This is a genomic window from Pseudomonas sp. p99-361, from assembly GCF_003935475.1.
GTDB classification, from domain to species: Bacteria; Pseudomonadota; Gammaproteobacteria; order Pseudomonadales; family Pseudomonadaceae; genus Aquipseudomonas; species Aquipseudomonas juntendi.
This window is the reverse complement of record NZ_RHQO01000011.1, coordinates 104,493-117,219: the sequence shown is the minus strand read 5'-3', so window position 1 is coordinate 117,219 and position 12,727 is coordinate 104,493. Positions and strand designations below refer to the sequence as shown.

The 12,727-nt window shown below is 64.6% G+C and carries 11 protein-coding genes; 5 read left to right on the top strand and 6 right to left on the bottom strand.

The window, feature by feature from the left end; genetic code table 11:
- Window positions 1-139: 139 nt before the first annotated feature.
- Window positions 140-1,375 (bottom strand): sodium:proton antiporter, encoded by a 1,236-nt coding sequence (locus EGJ22_RS07720; protein WP_029886258.1) that lies wholly within the window; start codon window positions 1,373-1,375, stop codon window positions 140-142.
- A gap of 199 nt (window positions 1,376-1,574) precedes the next feature.
- Here EGJ22_RS07720 and EGJ22_RS07715 point away from each other — a divergent pair, with 199 nt between their 5' ends.
- Complete coding sequence (locus tag EGJ22_RS07715) at window positions 1,575-2,408, top strand: EamA family transporter (RefSeq protein ID WP_115294916.1); 834 nt, start codon at window positions 1,575-1,577, stop codon at window positions 2,406-2,408.
- 28 nt (window positions 2,409-2,436) lie between these two features.
- Window positions 2,437-2,823 (top strand): MAPEG family protein, encoded by a 387-nt coding sequence (locus tag EGJ22_RS07710; RefSeq protein WP_009681388.1) that lies wholly within the window; start codon window positions 2,437-2,439, stop codon window positions 2,821-2,823.
- A 57-nt stretch (window positions 2,824-2,880) separates the two neighbouring features.
- Here EGJ22_RS07710 and EGJ22_RS07705 read toward each other — a convergent pair whose 3' ends face one another.
- Complete coding sequence (locus EGJ22_RS07705) at window positions 2,881-4,032, bottom strand: murein transglycosylase A (RefSeq protein WP_029886257.1); 1,152 nt, start codon at window positions 4,030-4,032, stop codon at window positions 2,881-2,883.
- Between the two features lie 119 nt (window positions 4,033-4,151).
- Between EGJ22_RS07705 and EGJ22_RS07700 the strand changes: the two genes are divergently transcribed.
- Complete coding sequence (locus tag EGJ22_RS07700) at window positions 4,152-4,610, top strand: cytochrome c (protein ID WP_029886256.1); 459 nt, start codon at window positions 4,152-4,154, stop codon at window positions 4,608-4,610.
- Between the two features lie 62 nt (window positions 4,611-4,672).
- On the opposite strand, the gene EGJ22_RS07695 is transcribed toward EGJ22_RS07700, so the two are convergent.
- The 4 genes from EGJ22_RS07695 to EGJ22_RS07680 form a co-directional block, all read right to left on the bottom strand.
- On the bottom strand, window positions 4,673-5,065 hold the full coding sequence (locus tag EGJ22_RS07695; RefSeq protein ID WP_009681384.1) for a DUF1090 domain-containing protein: 393 nt from the start codon (window positions 5,063-5,065) through the stop codon (window positions 4,673-4,675).
- Window positions 5,066-5,199: 134 nt separating this feature from the next.
- Complete coding sequence (gene ligB, locus EGJ22_RS07690) at window positions 5,200-6,888, bottom strand: NAD-dependent DNA ligase LigB (protein ID WP_029886255.1); 1,689 nt, start codon at window positions 6,886-6,888, stop codon at window positions 5,200-5,202.
- A gap of 144 nt (window positions 6,889-7,032) precedes the next feature.
- The gene (gene metK, locus EGJ22_RS07685) at window positions 7,033-8,223 is read right to left on the bottom strand and encodes a methionine adenosyltransferase (protein ID WP_009681381.1); all 1,191 of its coding nucleotides are present in this window, start codon (window positions 8,221-8,223) and stop codon (window positions 7,033-7,035) included.
- 18 nt (window positions 8,224-8,241) lie between these two features.
- Window positions 8,242-9,234: a metalloregulator ArsR/SmtB family transcription factor gene (locus EGJ22_RS07680; RefSeq protein WP_009681380.1), complete on the bottom strand. Its 993-nt coding sequence runs from the start codon at window positions 9,232-9,234 to the stop codon at window positions 8,242-8,244.
- A 250-nt stretch (window positions 9,235-9,484) separates the two neighbouring features.
- On the opposite strand from EGJ22_RS07680, the gene tkt reads away from it, so the two are divergent.
- Window positions 9,485-11,482 (top strand): transketolase, encoded by a 1,998-nt coding sequence (tkt, locus tag EGJ22_RS07675; RefSeq protein ID WP_029886254.1) that lies wholly within the window; start codon window positions 9,485-9,487, stop codon window positions 11,480-11,482.
- Window positions 11,483-11,661: 179 nt separating this feature from the next.
- A complete protein-coding gene (epd, locus tag EGJ22_RS07670; RefSeq protein WP_029886253.1) occupies window positions 11,662-12,723 on the top strand; it encodes an erythrose-4-phosphate dehydrogenase in 1,062 nt (353 codons plus the stop codon).
- The last annotated feature ends 4 nt before the right edge of the window (window positions 12,724-12,727 follow it).

The following is a 12,727-nucleotide window of genomic DNA, read 5'->3' as shown; positions in this document are numbered from 1 at the left end:
CAGCTCGCGATTGCGCCGCGCGGGCGGCGCTCGCTCTAACAGGCGCTGCCATACCTTGTGGCAAACACCTGTCAGCCATGACGCGATCCCTGTGGGAGCTGGCTTGCCGGCGATGGGCCGCAGAGCGGCCCCGGCATTCTCAAGGCTGGGCGCTGACCTTGCGCACCACCCGGCCGATGCTCAAGCCCTGCACCAGGATCGACGACAGCACCACGATGTAGGTAATCGACAGCAGCAGGTCGCGCTCATCGCCCAAGGGCAGCGACAGCGCCAGGGCCACCGAGACCCCGCCACGCAAGCCCCCCCAGGTCAGTACCCGCACTGTGCCTTTGGGCACCGGCCGCCAGCGCCGCAACAGCACGATGGCCGGGGCCACGGTCAGCAACCGCGAAAGCAGCACCGCCAGCGCCAGCACGCCGCCAGCGGCCAGGTGCATCCAGTTGAACGGCAGCAGCAACAGCTCCAGGCCGATCAGGGCGAACAGCAGCGCATTGAGCATGTCATCGATCAGCTCCCAGAAACCGTCCATGTAGCGGCGGGTCATGTCGTTCATGGCCAGGTTGCGCCCCAGGTTGCCGATGATCAGGCCCGCCACCACCATGGCGATCGGCGCCGACACGTGCAGCTCGTAGCACATCGCCGAGCCGCCGATCACCAGTGCCAGGGTCAGCATGACCTCGACCTGGTACTGCTCCACGCTCTTGATCATGCGGTAGGTGGCGTAGCCGATCAGGCCGCCGAAGAGCACACCGCCAATGGCCTCGCGGGCGAACAGCACCGCCGTGTCGCTGATGCTTGGGGTTTCGCCCAGCTGGATGATGCCCAGCAACACGGTGAACACCACCACGGCGGTACCGTCGTTGAACAACGACTCGCCGACGATGGTGGTCTTCAAGGGTTTCGGCGCATTGGCGGTACGCAGCGCACCGAGCACGGCAATCGGGTCGGTCGGTGAAATCAGTGCACCGAACAGCAGGCAGTAGATCAGCGGAACCTGCCAGCCGAACATGGCAAAGACCCAATGCGACAGGTAGCCGATGACCACGGTGGCAATCAGCACGCCCACGGTCGCCAGTAGCCCGATTGGCCAGCGGTAGCTGCGCAGGTCGGTGAGGTTGACGTGCAGGGCGCCGGCAAACAGCAGAAATGCCAGCATCCAGTGCATCAGCAGGTCATTGAAATCGATCTGGTTCATCAGGCCTTCGACGCGCTCTTCCAGGCCAGGGAAGCCGATCAGGCTCAGGCCTTGCAGCATCAGGGAAAACAGCAGCGCCGTGACCATCACGCCGATGGCGGGCGGCAGGCCGATGAAACGGTAGTTCACATAGGTGAGGAGGGTGGTCAGGCAGATAAACGCGGCAACTAATTCAAGCATCCCGAATCCTGTAACAGTGGCTTCCAAGTCGTAACCCGAATGGCTCGGGCAGTTCTTTGATGACCTGGCGAGGGGTTCGGGACACAGCCTTTGACCGAATTCGTTGCGAACGTTCCCACTCTGGGGCCGGCGATTGGCCGCACAATGGCCCGCGAACGCTCTATATTCACAGCCACGAAAGCCATAAGGAAAACAAGACGTGCTGGCAACATCCTTGGTGCTGGTCGCCGCGCTGCTGCACGCGACCTGGAACACCCTGATCAAATTCAGCGGCGAGCGGCTGCTGGTCATTGCCAGCATGGACACCGTGGCCTTGGCCTTCGCCGTGCTGGCGCTGCCGTTCGTGCAACTGCCACCGGCCAGTATCTGGCCGTGGCTGCTGGCTTCGGCGCTGGCCGAGCAGCTGTACCGCTACCTGCTGATCCAGGCCTACCGGGTGGGTGACCTGGGCCTGGTCTACCCTCTGATGCGCGGGTTGTCGCCGCTGGTGGTGCTGGGCTTGACGCTGGCGTTTGCCGGGGAGTCGCTGAGCCAGCAGCAGATCATCGGGATCCTGCTGATTCCGTGCGGCATGGCCTGCCTGCTGTGGCAGGGCGGCGGCGGTGACCGGCTGCCCTGGGCGATGCTACCGGTGTTGGCCCTGATCGGCCTGTGCATCGGGTGCTACACCTGGTTCGACGGGCAGGCCGTGCGCCTGTGGGGCAAGCCGTGGGATTACCTGGTGTGGCTGACCCTGCTCAGTGCCTGGCCATTCCCGCTACTGGCCAGTGTGGCGCGGCGTGCGCCCTTCGTAGCGTTCTGGCGCAGCCAGTGGCGCCTGGGGCTGGCGGTAGGGTTCTGTGTGCTGTTCAGCTATGCGCTGGTGCTGTGGGCCATGCACCTGGGCTCTGTGGCCGAAGCTGCGGCATTGCGGGAATTGAGCGTGGTGCTGGTGGTGTTACTGGGGATGCGCTACCTCAAAGAACCTTTTGGCGGCCCAAGACTCCTAGCTTGCGGGCTGGTGCTGGCCGGCATGCTGGTAATGAAGCTCTGACCTGAAGACTGAACAAGGAGTCCTGCCTATGACCGTCGCTTTGTGGTGCATCCTGATCGCGCTGTTCCTGCCGCCGCTGTGTGCCTTGATCGCCAAGGTCAGCAGTGGCCGCTTTGGCATGCGGGACAACCATGACCCGCGTGCCTTCCTCGATACGCTGTCCGGGCTGCCACGCCGCGCGCATGCTGCGCAGCAGAACAGCTACGAGGCATTCCCGGCGTTCGCCGCAGCCGTGCTGGTGGCAGACATTGTCGGCAATGCCGAGCAGGTGACCCAGGATGTGCTGGGGGTGATGTACATCACCAGCCGGCTGCTCTACATCATTTGCTACCTGGCCGACTGGGCTGCCTTGCGCTCGCTGGTATGGCTGGCCGGGCTGGCGATCATCGTGGCGTTCTTCGTGGTTTCCATCTGAAGGCCTGCGTGGGCCCTGTGGCGCGGCTGAAGCCGCCCCCGCAGGGCCCGCGCAACGTCAAAGAACCTTGGGCACCTCTGGCAGCGGCTGGCCCTTGGGCCAGAGCATCCAGATCTGCCCTTGCTGCTTCATGTTCCCCGCCAACTCGCCGGCCTCGGGCCCGGTACCCCAGAACAGGTCGGCACGCACTTCGCCAGCAATGGCGCCGCCCGTGTCCTGGGCGCCAACCGGGCGCACCACCGGCGAGCCGTCGGGGCGCGTGGTGGACAACCACAACAGGCTACCCAGAGGGATCACCTTGCGGTCGATGGCCACGCTGTAGCCTGCGGTCAGCGGTACGTTCAGCGAACCGCGCGGGCCCTCGTTGCTGTCCGGGCGGGTGCTGAAGAACACGTAGCTTGGGTTGCTGGCAAGCAACTCCGCGACGCGCTGGGGGTTCGCCTGGGCCCAGGCATGGATGGCGCCCATGCTCACCTCGTCCTTTTTCAACTGGCCCTGCTCGACCAGCCAGCGACCGATCGGCCGGTAGGGGTGGCCGTTCTGATCGGCATAGCCCAGGCGCAGCTGGCGGCCATCTTCCAGCTGGATCCGGCCTGAGCCCTGGATCTGCAGGAACTGCAGGTCCATCGGGTCGCTCAGCCAGGCCAGCACGGGGGCTTTCACGCCGTCACGGTTGATCACCTCGGCGGTGTCGTAAGGCTTGAGCACCCGGCCCTCGAGGCGACCACGCAAGCGCTTGCCCTTGAGTTCGGGGTACACGCTGGCCAGGTCGACGACGATCATGTCCTCGGGCACGCCGTAAACCGCCACATGGTTGGTTTTCGATGGGCTCAGGCCGCCGGGGTAGACCGGTTCGTAGTAGCCGGTGATCAGGCCGTTGGCGTTGTTCTCGGCCGAGCGCAGGCCGTAGACCTCCAGGTTCTGCTCCAGGAAGGTGCGCACCTGCGCGGCACTGGCCTGGGCGCTACCCGCCGCTTCGCAGGTCGCGGCCCACACCGGGTCGCGCTTGAGTTTTTCGCAACCGCTGCGCCAGGCGTAGAACCCGGCCAGCAAGTCTTCGTCACTGACTGCGGGCAGGTCTTTCCAGGTGGCGGGGGCGTAGGTGGCTACCGCATGCGGCTCGGGTTTGGCACTCTCGCCGCCATTGCAGCCAGCCAGCAGGGCCAGTACCGGGAATGTCCAGGCCAGGTGGCGCAGGGCAGATTTCATGTGTGCATTCCTGTGGTGGGCGAACATGAAGATTCGCCCCTGTTTTTTATGTGGCTATTGGTGTTTGGCTGCGGGGCAGCGATACTGGCCGCCCCTTTTCGCAGGCCGAAGTGAGCGTCATGTTGAAGCGATTGACCGTTGTAGTGCTGGCAGCAGTGGCCCTGGGTGCAGCCTTGAGTGGTTGCGAGCGGGTTGACCCCAACTCGCCGCTGGGCAAGCGCAAGGTCATCTTCAAGGACATGCTCAAGACCAGCGAAGACCTGGGCGGCATGTTGCGTGGCCGGCTGCCGTTCGACGGGGTGAAGTTTGCCGGCGGTGCGCTGCAACTGGACAACCTTTCGCACCAGCCGTGGCAGCACTTCCCGCAGGTACGCGATGGCGGTGACAGCAGTGCCCGTGCCGAAGTGTGGGAGCGCCAGGCGCGCTTCCATGAGCTGGCCCGGCAGCTGGAAGGCGTGACCGGCGAACTGGTCGATGTGACCCGCACGCAGCCGCTGGACCCTGCGCAACTGAAAGCGCCGATGGACAAGGTCGAGGCGGCCTGCAAGGCCTGCCATAGCGAGTTCCGCAATCATTAAGGGCTGTGCTGTTTGCACAAACCTGAGGCTCCCACAAAGACCGCACTTGCAAGTCAGATACCTCAGCGGTCGAGATCGTCTACTGCTTCCTGCAGCTCTTTGCGCGACTCGGCGAGTTTGTCCTTGCGCTTGTTGATCTTCTCGGCGTCGCCCTTTTTCTCGGCTTTCTTCAGGTCTTTTTCGCGCTGCGCCACTTCATGACGGGCGTCGAGCACCTTTTGCTCGCGTTCCTTGCGCAGGCTTGCGTCGGTGCAGTTGTCGACCCCGCGCAGCGCTGCTTCCAGGCCGGCGACCTGGTCGCTGTTGCCGTGGTCACGGGCAATCTTCAGCTGGTTCTCGATGGCGCTGCGCTTGGCGGCGCAGCCAGTCAGGCCGGCATCCGGCTGGGCAGCCTGGGCGGTGCCTGCGGCCGCCGCAATGGTCGCGAGCAGGAAAAGGGTGGAAATACGTTTCATGAAAAGCCTCCTGGACGGGGCGGGGCAGCAAAAAATTAGGGTGAAATCCTGCCTTGGTTTTGTCCTTTTAGAAACCCTTGCCGGGTATTTCCGCTTGAATCTCAGGAATTTCCTACAGGCTAATTGGTAAAAAATCATTGCTTAGGGCGCTCAAAGCCTTCGATACCGTGCTCGCCCAGCTGCGTTGCTATGGCTCGAACCTCGGCGGCTGCAAAAAAATCCACCAGTTGTCGTGCGCGCTTTTCGCCAATGCCGGGTAATGCCTGCCAGGTGTCAGCCGTGCGGGCCGCCAGTGCTTGCCAGTCGCCGGTGATCTGCATGCCATTGGGTAGGGGAGCGCCCAGCCCCCGCAGCCACTGGTCAAACGACCGGGTGCGGGCATCGTTGAAACTGCTGCGCAACTGGGCTGCCGTTCGCTCACTGATTCCTGCAACCTCGCTCAGGCGTGTGGCATCCAGTTGCAGCCAGTCAGTGAGCGAGGTTGCCAGCCCGGCTGCGACCAGCCGGCGCCAGGTGCCCGGCCCGGTGCGCGGCAGGGCCAGGCCGTGCTTGCCGCTCAGCCACGCCAGGCGGGCAATGAACTGTTCTTCACAGCCCACGCTGGCCTGCCAGCAACTGTGGGCGTGATACTGGCCGGCTGCCGGTGCCGCTACCGGCACGCGCTCGACAGCGCGGTGTACCACCTGCTCCAGGCGCGGAATGGTCAGCCCGGCCAGGCTCACCGCCACCTGGTCCCCAGGGCGAATGTCCAGGCTGTGCCAGCGCGCCAGCGAACCCATGCTCACTTGCGTGACCCGTCGGTTGTCGAGGGTTACCGGCAGCAGGTGCAGCACGGGCGTGACCCGCCCGGTACGACCGACCCGAAAGCGCACGTCGCGAACTTCGGCCAATGCTTGCATGTACGGGTACTTCCAGGCGGCGAGCCAGTACGGTGCCTTGGCCTGCCACCGTTCAGCGGGTGGCCGGCTACCCTGGCGCATCACCACACCATCGCTGGCGAAGGGCAGGGCAGCGTGGTACCAGTGTTCACGCCATTGGGCCGCCTCATCCAGCGTATTGATCGCAACGCTGTAGCGCTGGCTGTCGGCAAAGCCCAGCTGTGCCAGCTGCGCGAGGCGTTCGGCCTGTTGCTCGGGGCCTTGCGGCCAGTCCCAGACGAACAGGCCCACCGCCTCGCCTTGTTCGCTGCTCAGGCGCTTGCGGGCAAGTAACCCGGCCACGGTATCGCGCGCCTTGGCGCCGCCCGCCTGGGCCTGAACATGCGCGTTCAAGCGCAGGTACAGCTCACCCTGCAACTGCAGGTCCATGGCCTGCGGCAGCTGGCGGGTGATGCTACCCAGCTGGGGGATGTGGCGGCTCCAGTCGTGCCCTTGGGCGCCGTTGCCCCGGCTGATCAGCTGCACCAGGCGGCCCTCTCGGTAAATGAGCGACACCGCCACGCCATCGACCTTGGGCTGGACCCAGACATCGGCCTTGCCGGCCAGCCAGCGCTGCACGGCGTGGCGGTCGTGCAGCTTGTCGATGCCCGTGTGGGGAATGGGGTGGGGTACCGGGCCGCCCGCGTTGGCCAGTGGCGCAGGGCCACCGGCCAGGCCGAAGCACTGCTGCAACTGCGCGAGGCGTTGGCGGCTCTGGTCATAAAGCTCATCAGGTACCAAGGCAATGCCTTGGCGATGGTAGTGGTCGTCCCAGCTGCCAAGGGTTTTCCGCAGTTGGGCAACCTCGCTGGCGACTTGCTGGGGGTTCCAGCCGGGGCATGAGCTGGCGTGCGCCAGTGGCGCGGCGAGCACCCCCAGCAGGGTGATGAACAGCATGAGCGGCATGGCCTGCATCCTTGCATGGCGGGTTGGCCCCTCAGCGTAGGCAAGCTGGCAGGCATTGCCGGTAAGCGATTGTGAGTCGATATGTCATGAAAAAGCCCCTGCCGATCGCTCGGCAGGGGCTTTCGTCCAGCGCTGCAGGAAAACTTACAGGCCAGCAGCGTCACGCAGCGACTGGGCGCGGTCGGTACGCTCCCAGGTGAAGGTGGTGAAGGTGTCGTCGCCGACAGTCTTCTGCTGCGGGGTACGGCCGAAGTGGCCGTAGGCAGCGGTTTCCTGGTACATCGGGTGCAGCAGGTCGAGCATGGTGGTGATCGCGTACGGGCGCAGGTCGAAGCACTCGCGCACCAGCTGGATGATCTTCTCGTCGGAGACCTTGCCGGTACCGAAGGTGTTGATCGAGATGGAGGTCGGCTGGGCCACGCCAATGGCGTACGACACCTGGATCTCGCAACGCTCGGCCAGGCCGGCGGCGACGATGTTCTTGGCCACGTAGCGGCCGGCGTAGGCGGCGGAGCGGTCGACCTTGGACGGGTCCTTGCCGGAGAACGCACCACCACCGTGACGCGCCATGCCGCCGTAGGAGTCGACGATGATCTTGCGGCCGGTCAGGCCGCAGTCGCCCACCGGGCCACCGATGATGAAGTTGCCGGTCGGGTTGATGTGGTACTGGGTACCTTTGTGCAGCAGTTCGGCAGGCAGGGTGTGCTTGACGATCAGCTCCATCACCGCTTCTTGCAGGTCTTTCTGCGAAACCTCAGGGTTGTGCTGGGTCGACAGTACCACTGCGTCGATGCCTACGACCTTGCCGTTTTCATAGCGGCAGGTGACCTGCGACTTGGCATCCGGGCGCAGCCATGGCAGCAGGCCGGACTTGCGTGCTTCGGCCTGGCGCTCGACCAGGCGGTGCGAGAAGCAGATAGGCGCCGGCATCAGCACTTCGGTTTCGTTGCTGGCATAACCGAACATCAGGCCCTGGTCGCCGGCGCCCTGGTCTTCCGGCTTGGAGCGGTCGACGCCCTGGGCGATGTCTACCGACTGCTTGCCGATGATGTTCATCACGGCGCAGGTGGCGCCGTCGAAGCCGACGTCGGAGCTGTTGTAGCCGATATCGATGATGACTTTGCGCACCAGGTCTTCCAGGTCAACCCAGGCCGAGGTGGTGACCTCGCCGGCGATGATGGCGACACCGGTCTTGACCAGTGTTTCACACGCTACGCGGGCGTATTTGTCCTGGGCGATGATGGCATCGAGGACTGCGTCCGAAATCTGGTCGGCGATCTTGTCCGGGTGCCCTTCGGACACGGACTCGGAGGTGAAAAGGGAGTATTCGCTCATCTCGAGGGTTCCTGAAATTTACCGATGGTGTATGTCGCCAGCCGTGCGCTGGAAGTGCCGGACCTGGATCTGGAAACCGTTGCGCAAGCCCACGTACAGGCTGTCCGCATGGGCCAGCCCGGCCGCGTTGGCCCAGCGGGCCAGGTCGTCCTGTTCAAAGCCAAGCCACAGGTCGCCGCAGGCTTCGCGGGCCCACCCCTGGTCATGGCTGCACAACTCGGTGACCAGCAGGCTGCCGCCTGCCTTCACCCGTTTGGCCAGCTGGCGCAAGGCCAGGGCCGGGTCGCTGAAATGGTGCAGTACCATGTTCAGCACAACGCAGTCGGCGGCCACATCCGTGGCACCCAGTGCATCGGCCAACTGCAGGGTCACATTGTCGAGCCCCTCGCGCTGGCACACCTGGCGCGCCAGTTCGAGCATGGTCGCGCTGTTGTCCAGTGCAGTGACGTGGGCAAAGCGCCGGGCCAGGTCGGGTAGAAAACCACCGTCGCCGGGGCCGACTTCCAGGGCACTGGCCGCCGGGTCGAAATGCAGCTTGTCGAGCAGCGCCAGCAGGCTCTCGCGGTACTGCGGCAGGCCGGCGATCAGGTCTTGCTGGGCGCGGAACTTTTCTTCCACGCGCAGGAAGAAGTCCTGGCTGGTGACCGCGCGGCGTTGCTGGACCTGCGCGATGCGCGCCTGCACATCGGCCGGCAGGGCCAGGGCATCCACCTCTTCCAGCAGCGCCGCGTGCAGCCGGCCACCCAGGCGCAGGCTGTCGGGCAGGGCGCGGCGGTAGAAGATGGCATTGCCTTCACGGCGGGTGGCGACCAGCTCTGCCTGGGCCAGCACCTTGAGGTGGTGGCTCATGCCCGACTGCCCGATGCCGAAGATCTGGGCCAGCTCCAGTACACCGAACGAGTCGTTGGCCAGGGCTCGCAGCACGTTCAGGCGCAAGGCGTCGCCACTGGCCTTGCACAGGGCGGCCAATGTTTCGCATTGCTCGGGGATCGATTGCACACGGAGGTTCATGGGCGGGCAGTCTAGTCAGGCATTGGTGACCTAGCAAGGCCAATATCAAAAAGTTTTGATATTGGCGATGAGTTGCAGCTTTTAAACTGCAGGCTACAGGCTCCAGAGCAGTCCGGCTCGGCCCGTGCTTCTTTCTTGCAGCTTAAAGCTGGCCGCTTGGCGCTTAAATGTTTGCCCCAAGCCCCCCAGTGGGCGAAAATGGTCGTCTTTTTCGTGACACCACCTCGACAAGCCCCCCAGGAGACCAGCGATGCCCAGCCGTCGTGAACGTGCCAACGCCATTCGCGCCCTCAGCATGGATGCCGTGCAAAAGGCTAATAGCGGCCACCCAGGTGCCCCCATGGGCATGGCGGATATCGCCGAAGTACTGTGGCGTGACTACCTGAAACACAACCCGAGCAACCCGCACTTCGCCGACCGCGACCGCTTCGTGCTGTCCAACGGCCACGGCTCGATGCTGATCTACTCGCTGTTGCACCTGACCGGCTACGACCTGTCGATCGACGACCTCAAGGCCTTCCGTCAGTTGCACAGCCGCACCCCGGGCCACCCGGAATACGGCTACACCCCGGGCGTGGAGACCACCACCGGCCCGCTCGGCCAGGGTATCGCCAACGCCGTGGGCTTCGCCCTGGCAGAAAAAGTGCTGGCTGCCCAGTTCAACCGTGACGGCCACACCATCGTCGACCACAACACTTATGTGTTCCTGGGCGATGGCTGCATGATGGAAGGCATCTCCCACGAAGTCGCCTCGCTGGCCGGCACCCTGGGCCTGAACAAGCTGGTCGCCTTCTACGACGACAACGGCATCTCCATCGACGGCGAAGTGCACGGCTGGTTCACCGACAACACCCCGGCGCGCTTCGAAGCCTACAACTGGCAGGTGATCCGCAACGTCGACGGCCATGACGCCGACGAGATCAAGACCGCCATCGAAACCGCCCGCAAGAGCGATCGCCCGACCCTGATCTGCTGCAAGACCACCATCGGTTTCGGTTCGCCGAACAAGCAGGGCAAGGAAGACTGCCACGGCGCACCGCTGGGCAACGACGAAATCGCCCTGACCCGCCAGGCCCTGAACTGGAACTACGGCCCGTTCGAAATCCCGGCCGACATCTATGCCGAGTGGGATGCCAAGGCTGCCGGTGCCCAGGTCGAAGCCGAGTGGAACCAGCGCTTCGACGCCTACGCCAAGGCTTACCCGGAGCTGGCTGCCGAGTTCAAGCGCCGTACCCGCGGCGAACTGCCGGCCGACTTCAGTGCCAAGGCCCAGGCCTACATCGAAGAAGTGGCTGCCAAGGGCGAAACCATCGCCAGCCGCAAGGCCAGCCAGAACGCCCTGAACGCCTTCGGCCCGCTGCTGCCCGAGTTCCTCGGCGGTTCGGCCGACCTGGCCGGCTCCAACCTGACCCTGTGGAAGGGCTGCAAGGGCGTCGAAGCCAATGACGCCAGCGGCAACTACGTGTTCTATGGCGTACGCGAGTTCGGCATGACCGCCATCATGAACGGTGTTGCCCTGCACGGCGGCCTGGTGCCTTACGGCGCGACCTTCCTGATGTTCATGGAATACGCCCGCAACGCCGTGCGCATGTCGGCGCTGATGAAGCAGCGTGTGATCCATGTGTATACCCACGACTCCATCGGCCTGGGCGAAGACGGCCCTACCCACCAGCCGATCGAGCAGCTGACCAGCCTGCGCAGCACGCCGAACCTGGACACCTGGCGCCCGGCTGACGCCGTTGAATCCGCTGTGTCCTGGAAAAACGCCCTGGAGCGCAAGGACGGCCCTTCGGCGCTGATCTTCTCGCGCCAGAACCTGCAGCACCAGGCGCGCAGCGCGCAGCAGATCGCCGACATCAGCCGTGGTGGCTATGTGCTCAAGGACTGTGCAGGCGAGCCTGAGCTGATCCTGATCGCCACCGGTTCGGAAGTGGGCCTGGCGGTTCAGGCCTTCGACAAGCTGACCGAGCAGGGCCGCAAGGTGCGCGTGGTTTCCATGCCGTGCACCAGCGTGTTCGATGCCCAGGATGCTGCCTACAAGCAGTCCGTGCTGCCGCTGGAAGTGGGCGCGCGCATCGCCATCGAAGCCGCCCACGCCGACTTCTGGTACAAGTACGTCGGCCTGGAAGGCCGCGTGATCGGCATGACCACCTACGGTGAGTCGGCGCCGGCTTCGGCCCTGTTCGAGGAGTTCGGCTTCACCCTGGAGAACATCCTCGGTACTGCCGAAGAGCTGCTGGAAGACTGATGTAACCCGGGAGGGCAGTGACGCCCTCCAGGTCGTGCAAGGGGAGGGCTTTGCCCTCCATCGCGACACAAGGCCGCTCCTACAGGGTACTGCGCATGCCGCACCCTGTAGGAGCGGCCTTGCGTCGCGATGGGCCGCCACCCGGCCCCAACCGCCATCATGCGTTAGCGAGCCAACGAATGCCCCACCTGCGTCCCTACAAAGTTGCACTCAACGGTTATGGCCGTATCGGCCGCTGTGTCCTGCGCGCGCTGTTCGAGCGGGGGGCGAAGGCCGGTTTCGAGATCGTTGCGCTGAATGACCTGGCCGACCAGGCCAGCCTGGAGTACCTGACTCGCTTCGACTCCACCCATGGCCGCTTCCCTGGCCAGGTGAAGGTCGACGGCGACTGCCTGCACATCAATGGCGACTGCGTGAAAGTCATGCGCAGCGCCACCCCCGAAGGCATCGATTGGGCTGCCCTGGGTATCGACCTGGTGCTGGAGTGCTCCGGTGCCTACAACACCCGCGCCGACGGCCAGCGCTTCCTCAATGCCGGTGCCCCGCGCGTGCTGTTCTCCCAGCCCATGGCCAGCGAGGCCGATGTCGATGCCACCGTGGTCTATGGCATCAACCAGGCTTGCCTGACCGGCCAGGAGCGGCTGGTTTCCAATGCCTCCTGCACCACCAACTGCGGCGTGCCCCTGTTGCGTGTGCTGGACCAGGCGTTCGGCATCGAGTACGTGCAGATCACCACCATCCACTCGGCGATGAACGACCAGCCGGTGATCGACGCCTATCACCACGAAGACTTGCGCCGCACCCGTTCGGCCTTCCAGTCGGTGATACCGGTGTCCACTGGTCTGGCGCGCGGTATCGAGCGCCTGCTTCCGGAACTTGCCGGGCGAATCCAGGCCAAAGCGGTACGCGTGCCGACCGTCAACGTGTCTTGCCTGGACATCACCCTGCAGACCGCCCGCGACACCAGTGCCGCCGAGGTCAACCGGGTGCTGCGCGAGGCCGCGCTGGCCGGCCCGCTGAAAGGCTTGCTGGCCTACACCGAGCTGCCGCATGCCAGCTGTGATTTCAACCATGACCCGCATTCGGCGATCGTCGATGCCAGCCAGACGCGTGTTGCCGGGCCCCGCCTGGTCAACCTGCTGGCCTGGTTCGATAACGAATGGGGGTTCGCCAACCGTATGCTCGACGTTGCCGAACACTATCTGCACGTCGTTCACCCAACCCGCAATAAACAGCCCTGAAGGA